The organism is Catenisphaera adipataccumulans (genome assembly GCF_014202755.1).
GTDB lineage: Bacteria > Bacillota_I > Bacilli_A > Erysipelotrichales > Erysipelotrichaceae > Catenisphaera > Catenisphaera adipataccumulans.
The window spans coordinates 67,285-86,621 of record NZ_JACHHK010000007.1 but is presented as its reverse complement, the minus strand read 5'-3'; the positions used below and the strand labels follow the sequence as shown (position 1 = coordinate 86,621).

At 45.6% G+C, this 19,337-nt stretch carries 18 protein-coding genes; 16 read left to right on the top strand and 2 right to left on the bottom strand.

Annotation, left to right across the window (positions count from 1 at the left end; genetic code table 11):
* The first annotated feature begins 49 nt into the window (after positions 1–49).
* From HNQ47_RS08765 to HNQ47_RS08720, 10 genes are all read left to right on the top strand, one after another.
* Positions 50–2,131 carry a sugar transferase gene (locus HNQ47_RS08765; RefSeq protein WP_183329024.1) on the top strand — a complete coding sequence of 694 codons (2,082 nt, stop codon included), beginning with the start codon at positions 50–52 and terminating at the stop codon, positions 2,129–2,131.
* Entirely contained in the window at positions 2,131–2,943 is an 813-nt protein-coding gene (locus tag HNQ47_RS08760; RefSeq protein WP_183329023.1) for a DUF4422 domain-containing protein, read from the top strand. Before HNQ47_RS08765 ends, HNQ47_RS08760 begins: the two co-directional genes overlap by 1 nt.
* Positions 2,944–3,034: 91 nt before the next feature.
* On the top strand, positions 3,035–3,661 hold the full coding sequence (locus HNQ47_RS08755; protein WP_221248090.1) for a VanZ family protein: 627 nt from the start codon (positions 3,035–3,037) through the stop codon (positions 3,659–3,661).
* 75 nt (positions 3,662–3,736) lie between these two features.
* Positions 3,737–4,630, top strand: coding sequence for a DegV family protein (locus HNQ47_RS08750; protein ID WP_183329021.1), 894 nt, complete (start codon positions 3,737–3,739; stop codon positions 4,628–4,630).
* 108 nt (positions 4,631–4,738) lie between these two features.
* On the top strand, positions 4,739–5,683 hold the full coding sequence (locus HNQ47_RS08745) for a hypothetical protein (protein ID WP_183329020.1): 945 nt from the start codon (positions 4,739–4,741) through the stop codon (positions 5,681–5,683).
* A 4-nt stretch (positions 5,684–5,687) separates the two neighbouring features.
* On the top strand, positions 5,688–6,344 hold the full coding sequence (cmk, locus tag HNQ47_RS08740) for a (d)CMP kinase (protein ID WP_183329019.1): 657 nt from the start codon (positions 5,688–5,690) through the stop codon (positions 6,342–6,344).
* Between the two features lie 17 nt (positions 6,345–6,361).
* The gene (der, locus tag HNQ47_RS08735; RefSeq protein WP_183329018.1) at positions 6,362–7,669 is read left to right on the top strand and encodes a ribosome biogenesis GTPase Der; all 1,308 of its coding nucleotides are present in this window, start codon (positions 6,362–6,364) and stop codon (positions 7,667–7,669) included.
* A gap of 12 nt (positions 7,670–7,681) precedes the next feature.
* Entirely contained in the window at positions 7,682–8,680 is a 999-nt protein-coding gene (locus tag HNQ47_RS08730) for an NAD(P)H-dependent glycerol-3-phosphate dehydrogenase (protein ID WP_183329017.1), read from the top strand.
* Between the two features lie 9 nt (positions 8,681–8,689).
* On the top strand, positions 8,690–8,983 hold the full coding sequence (locus HNQ47_RS08725) for an HU family DNA-binding protein (RefSeq protein ID WP_183329016.1): 294 nt from the start codon (positions 8,690–8,692) through the stop codon (positions 8,981–8,983).
* Between the two features lie 86 nt (positions 8,984–9,069).
* On the top strand, positions 9,070–9,741 hold the full coding sequence (locus HNQ47_RS08720) for a hypothetical protein (protein ID WP_183329015.1): 672 nt from the start codon (positions 9,070–9,072) through the stop codon (positions 9,739–9,741).
* A 26-nt stretch (positions 9,742–9,767) separates the two neighbouring features.
* On the opposite strand, the gene HNQ47_RS08715 is transcribed toward HNQ47_RS08720, so the two are convergent.
* Positions 9,768–10,475, bottom strand: a complete 708-nt coding sequence (locus HNQ47_RS08715) for an HAD family hydrolase (protein ID WP_183329014.1) — start codon at positions 10,473–10,475, stop codon at positions 9,768–9,770.
* Positions 10,476–10,583: 108 nt separating this feature from the next.
* Here HNQ47_RS08715 and HNQ47_RS08710 point away from each other — a divergent pair, with 108 nt between their 5' ends.
* Positions 10,584–11,363 (top strand): tyrosine-protein phosphatase, encoded by a 780-nt coding sequence (locus HNQ47_RS08710; protein ID WP_221248089.1) that lies wholly within the window; start codon positions 10,584–10,586, stop codon positions 11,361–11,363.
* A 71-nt stretch (positions 11,364–11,434) separates the two neighbouring features.
* Here HNQ47_RS08710 and deoC read toward each other — a convergent pair whose 3' ends face one another.
* The gene (gene deoC, locus HNQ47_RS08705) at positions 11,435–12,145 is read right to left on the bottom strand and encodes a deoxyribose-phosphate aldolase (RefSeq protein ID WP_183329012.1); all 711 of its coding nucleotides are present in this window, start codon (positions 12,143–12,145) and stop codon (positions 11,435–11,437) included.
* A gap of 328 nt (positions 12,146–12,473) precedes the next feature.
* On the opposite strand from deoC, the gene HNQ47_RS08700 reads away from it, so the two are divergent.
* The 5 genes from HNQ47_RS08700 (at position 12,474) to HNQ47_RS08680 (ending at position 19,248) form a co-directional block, all read left to right on the top strand.
* The gene (locus HNQ47_RS08700) at positions 12,474–13,235 is read left to right on the top strand and encodes an AzlC family ABC transporter permease (protein ID WP_183329011.1); all 762 of its coding nucleotides are present in this window, start codon (positions 12,474–12,476) and stop codon (positions 13,233–13,235) included.
* Positions 13,232–13,579, top strand: coding sequence for a branched-chain amino acid transporter permease (locus HNQ47_RS08695; RefSeq protein ID WP_183329010.1), 348 nt, complete (start codon positions 13,232–13,234; stop codon positions 13,577–13,579). The genes HNQ47_RS08700 and HNQ47_RS08695 overlap by 4 nt, the downstream gene beginning before the upstream one ends.
* Before the next feature lie 68 nt (positions 13,580–13,647).
* Positions 13,648–15,825 (top strand): adenine deaminase, encoded by a 2,178-nt coding sequence (gene ade, locus HNQ47_RS08690; RefSeq protein ID WP_183329009.1) that lies wholly within the window; start codon positions 13,648–13,650, stop codon positions 15,823–15,825.
* 133 nt (positions 15,826–15,958) lie between these two features.
* Positions 15,959–17,296, top strand: a complete 1,338-nt coding sequence (locus tag HNQ47_RS08685; protein ID WP_183329008.1) for an MATE family efflux transporter — start codon at positions 15,959–15,961, stop codon at positions 17,294–17,296.
* A 206-nt stretch (positions 17,297–17,502) separates the two neighbouring features.
* Positions 17,503–19,248 carry a subtype A tannase gene (locus tag HNQ47_RS08680; RefSeq protein WP_183329007.1) on the top strand — a complete coding sequence of 582 codons (1,746 nt, stop codon included), beginning with the start codon at positions 17,503–17,505 and terminating at the stop codon, positions 19,246–19,248.
* Positions 19,249–19,337 lie beyond the last annotated feature (89 nt).

The following is a 19,337-nucleotide window of genomic DNA, read 5'->3' as shown; positions in this document are numbered from 1 at the left end:
CATTTCATAATAAAATATGTTAGAATATTAACGTTTATGAGGAATTTGTATGAATAACTTAAGCAAATACAATCTGTATTATCAATATATCGTGGATCTGCTGGCAATCACCATCTCGTTTTGGCTGGCTAAAGCGATTAAATTTTCTCCTATTCTGGATGGAGTGAACTATAACCAACAAGCATATATCACACTTTACTTTGTGATGATTGTTGGTTATTTTGCGTTGATCATCATCATGCTCCATAACGATACCTTATTTTCGCGATCGAAAATACAGGAACTTGGGGAATGCATCAAGATTGTTTTTTTATTGCTTTTAGTCATGCTTGGATTCGCGTTCTTCACGAAGACAAGTATCGCTTATTCACGCAGTTTTTTCATTCTGTTCGTTGGATTCTCCGTTATTTTTCTATTTGTTTTCCGAAACTTTTTAAAAAGCCGGTTCTTTTTTCGTTACCAGCTTTCGCATGGCCGGAAGCTTATTATTGTCGGATCTCTGCGTCTGGTAAAAAGTGCACTGGAAAAATTAAAAAATACCGATGATTGGCGTTATACAGTCTCCGGCTTGATCGTAACGGATCAGAACTTAAAAGATTCTTTTATCGATAATGTCAAAGTCATTGGTTCATATGAAGATTATATGGAAATCATCAAATCGGAAGCGGTCGATGATGTTTTCTTAGCTGCGGATGTAATTGACCGATCGGTCTTTCGAGTTGCTTCTGAAATTTGTGAAGAAGGAAAAACCGTTCACGTCCAAGTCGACGATTTCAATTTAATGCAGAATTACCACGATATCGTCAACCGGATCGGGGAGTGCACGGTACTGACGTATTTGCCGATCATTCCGATCCCGAAACGTTCAGCTGCTTTGAAACGTTTATTCGATATCGTTTTGGGACTCTGCCTGCTGCCGGCGTTGTTGATCCTTTGCGTTCTTTCACTAATTGATTCGATTTTTGAAACCCATGGACGGATCCTTGTCCATCTCATTCGGATCAGCCGCAACGGGATGAACTTCCGGCAATATCGTTTCCGTACCATGCGGATCGATGCCCAAGAGCGTATCAAAGCTCATAAATCACCGTATACAAAGTTCGGACTGTTTTTATTATGGACCCATCTGGACGGCATGCCGATGATCCTGAATGTATTGGCTGGGGAAATGAGTTTTGTCGGACCGAAGGCATTGAAGCCGGTGGAATACATCCACTTAAGTGCCAAAGAGCGTACAAATTTAAATGTACAGGCTGGTGTGGTCGGCTATTGGAGCTGCAAGTATTCCGACAAGGAACTGATCCATATTGAACGGGACTATATTGAATCCTGGAACCTGGGCAAAGATCTGCTTATCATTTTAAAGATGATCGGTCGTTATATCACGTTCCGTTCCACAAGAAAATATACCAAAGAGAATCAAAATGAAGAGCTGCACCGCATCCAGCGGTATGTTGAATTTAAACAGCCGCTGCCGTATGATCATTCGCTGTATCATGCACGGCATTCTTTCAAAGAAAGCTTCTACTTGTTTATCAAGAGAACCTTCGATATTGTTCTTTCTGCCATTGCGATCGTGATCCTTTCACCGCTGCTGCTGGTCTTGATGATCTTAGTCGTATTGAACGACGGCGGCAGCCCGTTCTACGGCCATGAACGAATCGGCAAGAACGGCAAACGGATCAAGGTTTACAAGTTCCGGTCCATGCGCAATGATTTTGAAGATCTACGTGAAGTATTGACCGAAGAGCAGCTGCATGAATATCAAACCGAATTTAAGATCACCGATGATCCGCGTATTACCAAGATCGGCGGTTTCCTGCGCCGGACAAGCCTGGATGAACTGCCGCAGTTATTCAACATCCTGGGCGGCAGCCTGTCCATCGTCGGGCCGCGGCCGATCGTGGAAAAAGAGACAAAGATCTACGGTGATCAGATCGGCAAGCTTTTAAGTGTCAAACCAGGTCTGACCGGTTATTGGCAAGCCTATGCGCGCAACAACGCAACCTATGAATCCGGCGAACGGCAGAAAATGGAATTATACTATGTTGATCATCATAGTTTAGGATTCGATATTAAGATCATTTTCCATACGTTCCGCTCGGTCGCAAAAGAAGAAGGAGCAAAATAATGTCAGATATAAAATTATGTATCGCATGTCATAAACCTTGTGATGTGCCAAAAAGTGATATCTATCTGCCAGTTCAGGCCGGCAGCGCCTTGCATGATCCGATCCCAGGATTTACACCGGATAACAGCGGGGACAATATCAGTGATCAGAATCCGATGTTTTCGGAATTGACGGTTGTCTACTGGGCCTGGAAAAATTTGCCGTGTGATTACTTTGGTTTGGTCCATTACCGCCGGTATTTTACGATGAAAAGCAAGTCGTATCAGAAAAATCGTGAAGAGTTGGAATCTGTACTGACAAAGGAAGAACTGGAACCAATGCTGAAGCAGTATCAAGTCCTGGTACCGAAAAAACGTCATTACTATATCGAAACGATTTATTCCCATTATGCGCATACATTTGACGGAAAACAGCTGAATCTGACAAAAGAGATCCTGCAGAAAAAATATCCGGAATATGTAGAATCCTTTGACCGGGTGATGAATCAGCGCAGCGGTTATATGTTCAACATGTTTATCATGAACAAAAAATTGGCCGATCAGTATTGTGAATGGCTGTTCGATATTCTTTTTACGCTGGTAAAAGAATATTCAGCAGACGGTCTGTCCGGATTTGAGATGCGGTATCCAGGCCGGATCAGTGAACGTTTATTCAATGTCTGGCTGGACTATCAAGTCCGCTCGGATGTACTGGACCCGAATGAGATCCATGAAGTGCCGTATATGTACTTCGGCCAGATCGACTGGAAACGCAAGATCACATCATTCTTAGCGGCAAAACTCTTCCATAAGAAGTATACAAAAAGTTTCTAAAATGAAATTTTGAACACTTTAATGGAATTATATTTATTTGAATCCAAGGCGACCTCATGTTACCATGATATGGCAAAAGAGGGGATTTGCTTTGGATTTATTTATTTTAGTTCTAACCAACGTATTAGCTAGTTTCTATCAGGAATTTTTCGCTTCTGTCATTTCTGCTTTTCTTTTCATGTACTTATATATGATCGCTAAAAAGAACGGCGGATTCCGCAATGCCTTCCATGTGTTCGGCCGATTTTTTAAGTCCAACAAGGAATTTCGATATGTTTTCTATCTGGCTTTTTATACGGCCATGATTCTTTATCGGACGCTGCTCTGCCGGTCTTTGTGGAACAATCCGCTGAGCGATGTCATGGGTACATGGGGATTGTATGATGATGCAGGCAATTTATCCACACAGATCATTGAGAACCTGCTGCTTTTTGTACCGTTTACGTATTTGGTATTTTGGGCAAAGGAAAAAGGAAAAGATCAAGATCTGAAGTATTCTGAAATTGTGATTCAGTCGTTCTCGTATTCTTTTATATTTTCTTTGTCGATCGAACTGCTGCAGCTGCTGCTGAAGGTGGGTACATTTCAGCTGTCGGATTTATTTTTCAATACCCTCGGCGGCATGATCGGCGGCATGCTTTATATGCTCTGCGGCAAGCGCCGTATACGGAAAGCGTCCGAACAGACCGAAACGGCTTCGGAAAACAACGAAAATTAGGCAGATTCTGAATTTTACACAAATGCAAAATGCAAAGAATCTGCTATGATTTAAGATAAAAGAGAAAGGTTGAACATGATGACTCGAAAAGTTCGCGTAGTAACAGAAAGCGGCGGTTGCCTGACCCGAAAACAAGCAGCCGATTTAGATATTGATATTCTGCCGATGCAGATTTTTATTGATGACAAGAGCTATGATGACGGCGTTGACTTGGATGCCCAAGGTTTGTATGACTTGATGGAGGACGGTTCCTATGCCATGACCAGTCAGCCAAAAGCAGCACTTGCCGAAGAATTATTTGCTAAATATAAAAAAGAAGGCGTTACCGACGTCATTGCGGTCAATATGAGTCCGGGACTGTCCGGCACCAACGCGCTGATGCTGTCGACCGGAAAACAATTTGATATCCCGGTCTACACAACGGATACATTCACAACGCTGGCCATTGAGGGATATTGGACCAAAGCGGCCCGACAGCTCGTTGAACAGGGCGTAGAGCCAGAGGAAATCATCCGTCGTCTAGCAGCTTCCACGACCCGTTCCTGCGGCTATCTTCTGCCGTATGATCTGAATCACCTGGCAAAAGGCGGCCGACTGACTCCTTTTGCCGCAAAATTTGCCAATATGCTTCAGATCAAACCAATCTGTGTCGTATCAATTGATACGAAAGGAAAGGTTGGTATGTCCGAAAAAGTCCGCACCATGAAGAAAGCGATCCGCCGGACCTTTGAACTTTGTCAGAAGGGTATTGCGGAGCGAAACGGGGATGACTATCATGATTATGTCTTCTATTTGATGGATTCCCGCAATCCGGAAGCAATGGCTTACGGCGAAGAACTAATGGCAAAATTTTTCCCGGACGTGCACTACAATAAGGACGTATTGTCGCCGGTCATTAATTGTCATACAGGTATGAAATCGTTTGCGATTCAGTATGCGCCGCGTGTAGAAGGCACGACGATTGAATAATTTTTCACATTTAAAATTTTTATGTCGAGAAATGAATCGGGCTTTAAGTATATAGACTTTTTGCCCTTTTTTATATATAATTATTTATGATTTTACGGGAGGTTCAGTATGCCTAAAAAATATTCACGGGTTCAACGATATAAAGCACTGCGCGAGCAGCTGGAAGAAGAAACGACTGCCAAACAAGCACAGACAAAAGAAACAAAAATAGAAGAAAATACTTCTTTAAACCATGCCAATCAGCCGGTCCATCCGCATCAGGAAACCAAAACACAGGCTGCCGAAAATGACAATGACGTCATGGCCAATGTGTTTGAAGAAGCACGTCAATATAATTTAGATAATGGAAACAGTGTATCGGATGATACACAGATCAATATTCTGAAACAGCTGGGCGGAACCGATACTATGCACCGCAACCAGCATTTCGTTCCGATGGAAGAGGACGATGATGAATTAGGCTCAACGGTCGATTTATCCGAAGGACAGCCAAAGGCTGAACCATTCATTCCGAATCAGTCGATGAATATCAGTGCTATTAAGACACCGGAAGTCGAAGACGAGGAAGAGGAAGAAGAGGATGAAGGTCCGACGATCCTGCCGGTAAGCGATGAACCGCTGCCAGTTCATCCGGTCGTTGATGATGAAGAAGTCAATGAAACAGAGGAGCCAGCGGAAAAAGAAGAACCAAAAGAAGATTCAAAAGAAAAGATCGTTCTTTCCAATGACGATATTCCGACTGAATTTGTCTATGATGATGAATACGAAGAGGAAGAACTTCCTGAAATTGATGAAGCCGAACAGGCAAGGGAAGAACGGCGGAAAGAAAAAGAACGCAAAAAACAAGAAAAACGTGCCCGCAAAGCAAAGAAGAAAGCCGCAAAGTCTAAGGACAAAATGCCGAGCGATACGCTGAAAGAGGCACAAAAGAAGACAACTTCCAAAGAAGAACGCACAGGCAAAGTTCTGAATATCATTTTGATCGTTCTGGTTGTTCTTTTGATCATCGCGATCGGCTTCACCGTCGTCATTCTGAAAAATTTGGGTGCATAACGAAATGAAAAAAATCAATATTGCGATCGACGGCCCCAGCGGGGTCGGAAAGAGCACCATTTCCGACCGCATAGCCGAAAAGCTGAATATGCGCCATTTGGATACCGGTGCAATGTACCGCTGCGTAGCTTATTATGTCAAAAAGAATCATGTCGATTATGAAAATAAACAAGCGCTTCAAGAAGCACTGGATCAGATCCATATCCGTTTCGACGGCGACCGGGTCTTATTAAACGGGGAAGATGTATCCCAAGCGATCCGGATGAATGAAGTGTCCATGATGGCTTCGATCACTTCAGCTTTGCCGGAAGTACGTCAAAAGCTCGTCAGTCTCCAGCAGGAAGCAGTAAAGGACAAAGGATTCATCGTCGACGGCAGGGATATTTGTTCCGTGGTCCTGCCGGATGCCGAAGTAAAATTATATATGGACGCCACGCCGGAAGCGCGTGCCGGACGTCGTTATAAAGAATATATTAAAAAAGGCATCGAAGCGGACTATGAGACGATTTTTCAGGATATCGTAGCCAGGGACTACCAGGATACCCACCGCGCCATATCGCCGCTAAAAAAGGCAGATGACGCCATTCTGGTCGATACATCCGACTTAACGATCGACGAAGTCGTCGAAACCGTATTGGATATCATCGATAAAGAAATCTAACGAACAGGAGGAATACCATGATACGAGGAACCGCTGCCATCGTCGGCCGGCCAAATGTCGGAAAATCAACGATTTTCAATCGCTTGATCGGAGAACGAAAAAGTATCGTGGATGACACCCCCGGCGTGACCAGAGACCGGATCTACGGCACCGTCGAATGGCTGACCCAAGAATTTCGATTGATCGACACCGGCGGTATACAGATCGAAGACCAGCCCTTTGCGGAAGAGATCAATATGCAGGTGGATATTGCCATCGAAGAAGCCGATGTCATCATTTTTGTGACCAGCGCCCAGGAAGGCGCCACGTCTGACGACATTGCGATTGCCCGTAAATTGCAAAAAACCAAGAAACCGGTCATTGTTGCGGTCAATAAATCCGATAACGAACAACTGCAGCTGATGCAGTATGATTTTTACCAGCTCGGACTGGGCGATCCAATGATCGTTTCCGCTGCCCATGGCATTGGATTCGGTGATTTATTGGACCGAATTATTCAAGTAATGCCGGAAAAGAAAATCAAAACCTATGAAGGCATTACCTCTTTTTGTGTCATCGGCCGTCCGAATGTCGGTAAAAGCTCCTTGGTCAATGCCATCCTTCATGAAGAACGTTCCATCGTCTCCGATGTGCAGGGAACGACACGGGATGCGATCGACACACCGTTTACGTATGAAGGCCAGGAATACATGATCATCGATACGGCCGGTATCCGCAAACGGGGAAAAATATACGAAAACATTGAAAAATACTCGATCCTGCGTGCTTTGAGCGCCATTGACCGCAGTGATGTTGCCTTGTTTTTAATTGATGGCGAAACAGGAATCATCGACCAGGACAAGCATGTGGCCGGATTGGCCCATGATGCCGGTAAAGGGGTCATCATCGTCTATAACAAGTGGGATACAGTGGAAAAAGACCAGAACACGATGCAGACGATCACCAAGAAGATCCGAAGCCAGTTTGTGTATCTGGATTATGCACCGATCGTATTTGTTTCGGCCAAGAATCACAGCCGCATCAATCAATTGATCCCGCTGATCAATGAAGTGCACGATGCCTGCTGTCTGCGCATTCCGACCAACGTGCTGAACGACGTCGTGCTGGATGCCCAGATGATCAACCCGCCAAAACCGCATAACGGCCGTCAGCTGCGCATCTATTACTGCAGCCAGGTCGCCGTGGAACCGCCGACCTTTGTTCTCTTTGTGAACGATCCGGACTTGTTCCATTTCAGTTATCAACGATATATCGAAAATAAAATCAGAGAAGCGTTCGGCTTTACCGGAACGCCGATCAAAATATTCGCCCGTCAGCGAACATAGAAAGGAATAAATATGCGAACAGTCATTGTCGGAAGCGGAAGCTGGGGCACAGCACTCGCACAGGTCTTATGTGATAATCACGAAGATGTCATTTTGTATGGAAAATCTGAAAAAGAAGTCAATGACATCAACGAACACCATAAGAACCAAAAATTTTTCCAGCAGATCATTATTTCGCCGGATCTCAAAGCGACAACCGACCTATCGGTTGTCGAAGAAGCCGATATTGTGGTACTGGCCGTGCCGACCATTGCCATCGAAGGCATTTGCCGGCAGATCGACCCGATGCTGAAGAAGAACGTCATCATCGTCAATGTCTCTAAGGGATTCCACCCAACGACCAATGAGCGGATGTCAGAAGTCATCCGCCGGACGATCTCTCCGGAAAATATCAGCAGTGTCGTTTCCTTGATCGGGCCAAGCCATGCGGAAGAAGTCATCATCCGACAGCTGACCTCGATCGACGCCATCAGTCTGAAACATGAAGATGCGGTCATCATCCAGCAGATGTTTTCCAATGATTATCTGCGGATTTATACAGGGGAAGATGAAATCGGCAGTGAATTGGGTGCCGCGATCAAAAACGTCATGGCCATTGCCTCCGGAGTCTTATCCGGTCTAGGTTATCAGGATAACACCAGAGCCGCCTTGATCACACGCGGGCTGCAGGAAATGATCCGTTACGGTGTCGCGTTCGGCGCTCATGCCAAGACGTTTAATGGTCTGACCGGTATCGGCGACTTGATCGTTACATGTACCAGTGTGCATTCGAGAAACTTCCAGTGCGGTTTCCAGATCGGAACCGAAAATTCCGTGGAAGGGTTCTGGGCCAATAACACAAAAACCGTGGAAGGCGTGCGCACGGCCAAGATCGTACACAAAGTCGCAAAAGAAAAGAACATTTCCATGCCGATCTGTGAGGAAGTCTATCAGATCCTTTACCATAACAAAGAACCGCGGGAATGTGCTTATGACTTGATGCTCCGTGATTTAAAAGACGAATTCGAATGAGGTGACACGATGGGAAAATTAGTTAATAAAGAAACACTGGCACAAAGCGTTGCCGAAAAATGCAACATGAGCAAAAAAGACGCCATGAAAGCCGTCAACGTGATCTTTGATGAAATGTCCGATGCGCTGGTCAACGAAGGAAATGTAGAGATCACATCCTTCGGAAAATTCCATATCTTTTATCGGAAAGAGCGCATGGGAATCAACCCGGCGACCAAGGAAAAAATGATGATCCATTCTTCCAAGCTGCCGAAATTCAAACCCAGCCAGACGTTGAAAAACAAATGTAACGAGACCAAATAGGTCTCGTTTTAATTATGTGAAAAATTGTTATTTTAGACAATTTTAAGAAATTCATTGTATACTGATACCCGACATGGAGGTGTCATATGAAAAAATTATTGACGATTTTATTATCAGGCCTGCTGGTCTTCTCAATCAGCGCCTGCCAGTCAACCGAAACGAATACATCCCAGACGACAAGTACGTCATCGACCAGCACTTCATCCGCTGATATCGAAGCACAAAAAGAAGTCGCTCAGGCCTATATCGAAGCCATCCAGAATGGTGATATCGATACAGCGAATTCCTACTGCACCGATGATTTCAGCGATGCATTTGAAATCAAAAGCACATACGATGAGTTTGAAGATCTGCTGAGCAAATACAACTTGGAAGATACGTATGGAAGCCAGGCCGATCAGGCCATTGCTTATATCTGTCAGAAAGTATTCAAAGAATATTCAATGTCTGATAACACTGATTCTGTACAGGCAACGATTTCTGCTATAGATATTTCACAGATCAAAAGCGATGTGAAATCGGCTGTTAAAACGTATATCAAAAATAACATGAGCAGCATCGCATCGACCGTCATGAGTTCCGGCACGCAGGCAGCCATCGAGCAATATGCACCGGATGCGGTCGACTATGTGTACAGCCAGGTTCAGGATGAAGTGAATAACCTGGATTATAAAGATTATAAGGTGACATTTACGTTTGAAAAAGTCGATGGGGAATGGAAAATTTCGAAGACGGAAAAAACTGAAATCGATAGTTAAAGAAATAAAGATCCCGCAAGGGATCTTTATTTTTCTAAATAAGCCATCAAGTCTTTGAAACCGCCATGCGGATAAGCGTCTATATTTTTATCATGCCGGTTGATGAGATGATCCGTCAGCAGAAATACATCCATTCCTAATGAAGCGGCCGACATATCCTCATCTACATCATTTCCGACCATGATCGCATCTTCGCCGTCGGTCTGAAATTTCTCCAATATGTCCTGGTAGTATAATGGGTTGGGCTTGGTATGAATGACATTTTCATAAGTCGTGATCCAGTCAAAATCACTCGGTTTCAGTCCGGCCCAGCGAATTCTTGTGTATGTGGCGACCTGCGGAAAAACCGGCGAAGTAGCCAGCACGATCTGACAGCCGGATTTTTTTAATCCATCGATCAGAACTTTCGCATCCGGATCACAGCCGTCGGTATATTTCTTCATCGCATCAAAATCTTCGGAATAGAATTCATCAAACAGCCGGTAATCTTTTTTCACCCGGGCTTCTCCATAATGTTCATTCATCAATTTCCAGAACAATTCTTCATTGGTCTGAGATCCATCATTTTCAAACATGGCATAAACGCCGGCCCAAACGGTTTTGATCAATTCCTGAGGATCGTATCCGTACGGCGCCATTTTGGCCGCCAGTTCTTTTAAATACATTTTAATAAAATAATCGTTATCCATCGGCAGCAGCGTACCGTCCAGATCGATACAAACAAATTTTTTCATGGACTTCCTCCTGCGTATCAGTATAACAAAAAATATTTTTTTAAGTACAAAAATCAATTTCGGTCACTAATATAATCCGAAAAAACAAAAACATGCTATAGTGGGGATATGGAAAATATAAAATTGATCGGACAACAAAATGCCCGCGATCTAGGCGGCATTCAGACTTTAGAAGGTAAAACCATACGGAAACACGTGTTCCTGCGCAGCGGGGCCTTAAACCACCTGACACTGGGAGATATGGTCACGTTGACAAAAACCTACGACGTCAACACCGTCATTGATCTGCGGACCCATTTAGAAACCGCAGAAAGACCCGACCGCATCATCCCGAACGTGCATTATGAGCACATCCCGGTTTTCAGCACCTCGACCAAAGGCATTTCCCATGAATTCAATGATCTGCTTGATCATGGCAGGATGCCGGATATGGAACAACTGTACAAAGTTATGGTCCTGCAGCCAGAATGCATCCAACAGCTGAAAAAAATCTTTCGGATCATCCTGAAACATGAAGACGGTGCAGTTTTATGGCATTGTTCAGAAGGGAAGGACCGCGCAGGAATTGTTTCTGCATTGTTCCTTTCTATGATGGATGTGGACCGACAAACCATTTACCGCGACTATCTTTGGACCAACAAAGCCCCCAGCCGAAGCATGGACCGCACGGTCCGCGCAGTGCTGTTACGAACCGGCGATCATGAAAAAGCCCATGCCGTGAAAGAAATCTTCAGCGCGAAGATCCGGTACATGGATGCGGCTTTTGAAGCCATCGAACAGAACTACGGTACAGTAACGAACTATTTGACCGAAGCTCTGGAAATTCCGTCTGCGGAACAGCAGGCCTTTCGATCCCAGTGGACCGTCAAAAAAGAATCAGATAGATAAAAATGCAGACCTGTTTTCAAGTCTGCATTTTTAAATTGAGGGATGAAGGAAGTTTATGGAAGTCTGCTGAATTATTGTTTTAAATCCAGTACGACCGGGATCGAACGGAATCCAATACCCATCCGGTCAATTCCCATATCGATCAGCTTCAGGAAACGTTCACGGGTACGGATGCATCCGGATCCTTTGATCTTGCATTTGCCCTGATTCTCATCCATGATCAGCTGAATGACTTCCGGTGTTGCACCGACATTGTCATGTCCGGTCAAGAAACCGGTGCTGGTCTTGATAAAGTCGGCGCCGGAGTCCATGACACAATGACAGCCGGCCTTGATTTCTTCTTTTGTCAAAGCGTCGGTCTCCAAAATGACTTTCAGCTCGCGTCCATATTTATGGGCAGCCTCTGCACAAGCCTTCAAGTCTGCGGTCACTTCGTCCAGTTTGCCGGAACGGATCTTACCGAAATTAGCCACGATATCGACTTCTTTTACCTCGTCGTATTTCGCGACATCTTCAATTTGTTTCACACGGCTGGCCGTGGAACTGTCGCCAAATGGGAAATCCGTGACCGGACAAAGCTTTGTATCCGATCCCTGGACATACGGACGGCACAATTCCATATAGCCCGGGTTGATGCAGATCGTCGCACAGCCCAGCTTTACACCGTCTTTGGTCAGATCGATGATCTCCTGCTCCGTGAACTCCGGTTTCAAAACGGAATAATCGATGTAGGAAGCCAGTTCCTTGGTTGTCATTTCTGCTGCTGGTTTATTTGGTTTCATGTTTGTTCCTCCTGTTCATTCTTATCATAGCACAATAATGAGTGATGTCAATCATTTTATGATTGAAAACGTTCATTTTAATAAGAAGCAAAAAGTAAATTCTGGATGTCCTAGGAATTTAAATACAATAAAAAAGGGACTCTGACCCCCAAAAATGATCGAAATCAATCATTTTATCTAAAATCATCGACAACGCACCGATCCATGAACGGATCTGAACTGGATCTGGATCCGCGCAATGTCCATGATAGGATCAGCCAGCGAAACAGTCGTTTTTTATCGTTTCAGATGATACAATAATACCATCGAAGTACGAAGGGGGATTCATATGAAGGAACTGAAAGCGGCTTTTCCCAGGACGATCCCTGTGCTGGCCGGCTATGTTTTTCTTGGAATCACTTACGGAATCTTGATGGAAACCAACGGCTTTCCACTTTGGCTGCCTATTTTAACGGCCTGCGTGGTCTATACCGGAAGCATGGAATTTTTATTGGTCGGCATTCTGCTTTCTCCGTTCAATCCTTGGGCTACCTTAGCGACAACTTTAATGGTCGGGGCGCGCCATATCTTCTATGGCTTAGCCATGTTAAATCGTTACCGCGGCACAGGGAAAGCGAAATATTATTTGATTTTTTCTACGAGTGATGAAACGTTCGCATTGAACTGCGATGCGGACATTCCGCCGGAACTGGATAAAACGAAATATTATGTCGCGGTTTCTGTGCTGGACCAGTCTTACTGGGTCGCCGGCACGGCCATCGGTGCTTTGTGCGGTCAGCTTATCTCCTTCAATACCGAAGGACTTGATTTCGTGATGACTGCTATGTTTGTCTGTATCTTTTTAAATCAGTGGCTAAAAGACAACGATATTTTGAAGGCAAACGGAAAACGATCAACCTATCAAGATCGGATCCGGATTCACGCACCGGAAATCATCGGTGCCGGCTCTTCACTGTTATGTCTGCTGCTTTTTGGCCCAGAACGATTCATCGTGCCGTCGATGTTTTTGATTTTATTAGTACTGACCTTGTGCCGGAAACAGCTCGAGCCAGAAAAGGATCCAAATGAACAGGGAGGGATCGTACAATGACCATGACCGCAGCACAAACCGCCATAACAATACTGATCGTCATTGCCGGTACAGTTTTTACCCGTTTCATTTCTTATATCGCCTTTCCGGAAGGAAGACCCATTCCGTCATATATTCTTTATTTAGGAAAAGTACTGGGTGCAGCCGTCTTCGGCTTGCTGGTGATTTATTGCTTCCGTAATGTCGATGTTCTGACCCCGTTTTCCCAAGGCGGGACCCACGGCATTCCGGAACTGATCGCCTTGCTTGTAACGGGTGCTGTTTATTGTTCAAAGCGGCAGATGATGCTGGCGATGGCCTTCGGCACTGCCGTTTACATGTTCCTGTTACAAGTGGTTTTTTAAAAAGAAATGAGGGAAGATCTACGAATCAAAATGTTCATTTTCGATTTGCCGAGCGCAAAGATACCGCATTGCTCCTGGCATTCATCAAAGAACTGGCCGCTTATGAAAAAATGCTCGAGGAAGTGGTTGCCGATGAAGCGACATTGGAAGAATGGCTCTTTGACCGGCAGAAAGCCGAAGCTATTTTTATTGAAGAAGCAGGGAAGGAAGCCGGATTTGCGTTGTTTTTTCACAACTTTTCAACATTTCTTGGCCGCGCCGGAATTTATTTAGAAGACCTTTTTGTAAAACCAGAATACCGCGGCAAAGGATATGGAAAAGCCTTGCTGGAAAAGCTGGCCGATATCGCTGTTCAACGGGGATGCGGCCGTTTAGAATGGTGGTGCCTGGATCGGAACCAACCGAGTATTGATTTTTACTTATCAATGGGTGCAGAACCGATGTCAGACTGGACCGTTTATCGGATCGATGGTTCCACATTAAAAAATGTTCGGAGGATTTTCGTAATCAATATGACCAATAAAAAACAGGATAATATACAAATGAAAAATAAAGCCCGGCTTATTCGGACAGCAGCCGGCCAGGAACCAGCAGATCTAGTCTTGAAAAATGCCCGCTATGTAAATGTATTTTCCAACGAAATTCTTTCCGGTGATCTGGCGATCACGGACGGTCTGATCGCCGGCATTGGGAGTTATCATGGCCGCAAAGAAATTGACTTGTCCGGAAGCATCGTCCTGCCGGGCTTGATGGATGCGCATATTCACTTAGAATCAGCACTGACCATGCCTTCTGAATTTGCCAGAGCCGTTCTGCCGCACGGCACGACAGCCGTCTTTACAGATCCGCATGAAATCGCCAATGTATTGGGAACAGACGGCATTGAATATATGTTGGAGGCAACTGAAGGGCTGCCGCTTGATGTGTATTTCATGCTTCCGTCCTGTGTACCGGCCGCACCGGAGGATGAATCCGGTGCCAGACTGCAGGCCGCTGCTCTGGCCCCGTTTTATGCGCATCCGCGTGTCAAAGGACTGGCCGAAATGATGAACGCGCATGGCGTCGTTTCCTGTGATCCTGAGATCCTTCAAAAACTTTCAGACTGCAAAGCTTATCATGCCCGGACCGACGGCCACGCACCAGGCATAAGCGGAAAAGTGCTGCAGGCTTATGCTGCTGCCGGGATCGCCTCGGACCATGAATGCAGCACCTTTGAAGAAGCACTGGAAAAACTGCGCAGCGGTCAGTTTATCATGATCCGCAAAGGGACCGCAGCCCGCAATCTGGAAGCTTTGCGCCCGCTGCTGATCGAGAAATACATCGACCGGATCTTGATTTGTACAGATGACCGGCATCCAAATGATTTAGAAGAGAAAGGGCATATCGACTATATTTTGAAACAAGCCATCGCTGCCGGTACCGATCCTTGCCTGGCTGTCAAAGCAGCTACTTATAATACAGCTCGTTATTTCGGTTACCGTCAGCACGGTGCTATTGCACCGGGGTATGCTGCTGATCTGACAATCATTGATAACTTTAAAGATTTTACTATTCAGCGCGTTTATAAGAACGGTAAGATCGTCGCTGACTATGGCAGAGCCATTGATTTTCCGGAACCAGTCATTCAGGATACGCTCTCTGAAAAAGCACATCACACCTTTCATGTCCGCAAAATGGAACCAGAAGATTTCATTCCGGACCGGCCGCTGGCCGTCATCGGCATGCAGAATGGGGAAATAACGACGACTGACGAAGGAACTGCTGCTTCTGCCGATCCAGAACAGGACCGTTTGGAAATTGCGGTCATTGAACGCCACCACAATACCAACCACATTGGATTGGGATACATGAAAGGATACGGCTTGAAATCCGGTGCCGTTGCCACTTCCATCGCGCATGATGCGCACAACATTATCGTCATCGGTGCCGATCCAAAAGCAATGACCGACGCTGTCAACCGTGTGATCGCGATCAACGGCGGCATCGTCGTCATGGATCAGGAAAAGATCTGCGGCGAAGTCCCGCTGGCCATCGCAGGCATCATGAGCGATGAACCATTAAAAACCGTCAGCCGCAGACTTTCCGCATGCAAACGATCGGCCCGGCAGCTTGGGGTCAATCCAGGCATCGACCCGTTCATGACCTTAAGTTTCATGGCCCTGACCGTGATCCCGACATTACGGATCACGACACATGGTATATATGATGTCCAAAAACAAAAATATTTATCAATTTTTCGCAAATGAATGATTGACAATACAGTCATCCATGCTATGATAAGTCATGCACGGAGGTGCGTTGTTCATCAGAAACAACAGCCGGATAAGGCACGAGTTGAGATGCTCGTTCTTATCCGGCTTTTTTTAGGAGAGAGTGTTTATGACCAATCAAACTTTGACCGAAGGAAAAGTTCTGCAGCCGCTGCTGAAGTTTACGCTGCCTGTCATGATCGCGCTTTTTTTACAATCGCTCTATGGTGCGGTCGATTTATTGATCGTCGGACAATTTGCTTCAAGCGTTGATGTTTCGGCCGTTTCGACCGGTTCCCAGCTGATGCAGATCATGACGTATGTAATGGCTAGTTTATCCATGGGTACGACGATTTTGGTCGGCCGGGCAATCGGAAAACAAGAACCGAAAAGAGCAGGGGAGATCATTGGGACTTCCGTCGTATTTTTTTGTGTTCTTGCAGTCATTTTTTCATTTTTCATTGTTTTAAGTACAGGTGCTTTGGCATCCATATTGCAGGCGCCGGCTGAAGCCTATTCGGCAACATGTGATTATATTCGTATCTGCGGGGCCGGCATGATCTGCATCACCGGGTATAATTTGTTCAGTTCGATCTTCCGCGGCCTTGGCAATTCAATGATTCCGATGGTCACCGTCATCCTGGCTGCCATCATGAACATTTCCGGCGATCTGATTCTCGTCCGAGTTTTCCATATGGGCGCTGCCGGTGCAGCCTATGCGACCGTCTTTTCGCAAGCCATGTCGGTACTTATTTCATTGATATGGATCCGTCATCTGGAACTGCCGGTCACCTTTCATCGGACAATGATTCGTTGGAATTCAAAGGATATCAAAAAGATCTTTCAACTGGGTTTCCCATTGTCTATCTCAGACTTTTTGGTTGGCTTGTCCTTTTTGGTGATCCTGGCGATCGTCAATCAGTTTGGTGTCACGGCGAGTGCCGGCATCGGAGTCGCCGAAAAAGTTTGTGCGTTCATTATGATCGTGCCGACCTCTTTCTCTCAGTCAATGTCGGCCTTTGTCGCACAAAATCAAGCCGCCGGAAAGCCGGACCGTTCCTATAAAGGACTGCGCTATGGGATCCTGACTGCGCTTGGCATCGGTTTCTGTATGAGCCTGCTGACGTATTTTCACGGTAATCTGCTGTGCCAGATTTTCACGAAAGATCCGGAAGTCGTTCAAATTGGCTTTGCTTACCTGCGTTCTTATGCGATCGATTGTTGTATCACGCCGATTTTCTTTAATATTGCAGGCTTTTTAAATGGCTGCGGCCACACCAATTTTGTGATGGCAGAGAATTTGATCGGTGGGATCGGTGTACGTCTGCCGGCGGCTTGGATCTTTTCCAGGATGCGTCCGGTATCTTTTTTCCAGATCGGTCTTTCCACACCATGCGCATCCGCTGTCCAAACAATTTTGTGTATTTTCTATTTAACACGGATGCGGAAGGAAACGACAACTAAGTAAAGAAATCCTTGATCGGATCAGTTGGGCAGACCAGCTGTTCTTATAAATGATCGAGAAATATTGAAATTTTATATAATATGTAAACGGTTTCCACATGATAAAATTAAGTTAATTAATAATTACGCTACAGAAATTACTGTGTTCGGCAGACACATTCTGCAGCATAAAACTATAATATTTTGAACGGAGATAGAGGAGGAAACCCGATGCATAAGAAATTCAAAGTACTGACAAGTGTGTTTACCGCAGTCTCGCTTTTATTAGCAGGCTGCTCATCAAATGAAACGACTGAAACAACCGCCAAGACATCGCTTGATACAATTGATATGAGCAAATGGCAATACAATGAAGAGGATAACGTCTATTATCAAGTCGGCATCCAATATGCCGAAGACGCACCGGATGAGGCCTATGACAGCCTTGCCGTTTTCATGCCCGGCGACTATTTGAAAGCAACCGATAATGGTGACGGTACATACACCTGCAAACTGACAAGCAAGAAAGTATCCGGCTATACCGCAAAAACCGCACCGATCGTCGTGCCGGTCAATACCCCAGGTTACGCAGCACAGGAAGAACTATCGGATTATACGGATGTCTCCGACTACACCGATGCGGGATTTGTTTATGTCCATATCGGCGCGCGCGGCAGAGATGCCGGTGCACCAGCCGGCGTGACAGACTTCAAAGCCGGGATCCGATATATCCGATATAACGAAGGCGTCATTGCCGGAGACTGCGACCGCATTTTTACATTCGGCATGTCCGGCGGCGGGGCACAGTCCGCCGTGCTTGGAGCAACGGGCGATTCTGATCTTTATAATAAATATCTAAAATCCATCGGCGCGGTAATGGAAACTTCCGATGCGGTGAATGGTTCCATGTGCTGGTGTCCGATTACCAGTCTGGATGAAGCCGATGAAGCATATGAATGGAACATGGGCAGTACCCGCAGCGGTCTTTCGGATGAAGAACAATCGATCTCCGATGAACTGGCGAAAGCTTATGCGAAATATGTCAACAGCGCAGGTTTTGTCGATGACGACGGCAATACGCTGACACTGAAGAAATCAGATGACGGCATCTATCAGGCCGGCAGTTATTATCAATACATCAAGAAGACCATCGAAACTTCGCTGAACAACTTCCTCGCCGATACGACCTTCCCATACGATTCGGATTCAGCAACAAGCGAGACGGCCGGCATGCCGACCGGCGGCGGAACTCCGGATGGAAATTTACCAAATGATACAAATGGGACGACGCCGACCGCTGATGCGGCAAATCAAACCGGTCAAAACGACAACATTACCAAAACGGAGCAGTCCAACAGTGTTTCGATTTCCGGAACCTATGAGACCGCACAGGATTACATCGATGCATTGAATGCCAATGGTACGTGGGTAAACTACGATGCGGACACAAATACCGCCACTATTACTTCTGTTGCAGATTTTGTGAGCGCCATGAAGAGTGCTTCCAAAAGCCTGGGTGCCTTTGACCAGCTGGATGCCGGTCAGGGGGAAAACATCCTGTTCGGTTACGGCGACGGGGAAGGCGCACACTTCGATGCGACTCTTGCTTCCATTCTTTCTGACCTTGACAGCGATTATGCTTCTGATTATAAGAAAGATCTTAAAAAGACCGACAGTTTGGATACTGATGTACAAACAAGACTATCCATGTATTCGCCGCTTTACTACTTGATGGCTTCGGAAGATGGTTACGGCACATCGAAAGTTGCTTCCCATTGGCGGATCCGCACCGGCATCGAGCAGGGAGATACATCACTGTGTACCGAAGTGAATTTAATGCTGGCGCTGGAAGCGAATACAAACGTCAGCGACGTCGATTTTGCGACCGTCTGGGGCCTTGGTCATACCATGGCCGAACGAACCGGTGATTCAACCACAAACTTTATCGAATGGGTCAATGAAAGCGTAGATGATTAGAATAAACTCAAAATAGAATTTTTGATTATCTCTTCATATCTTCTTAAATGTCCGTAAAGCCTTATTTGATCAGCTTTACGGACATTTTT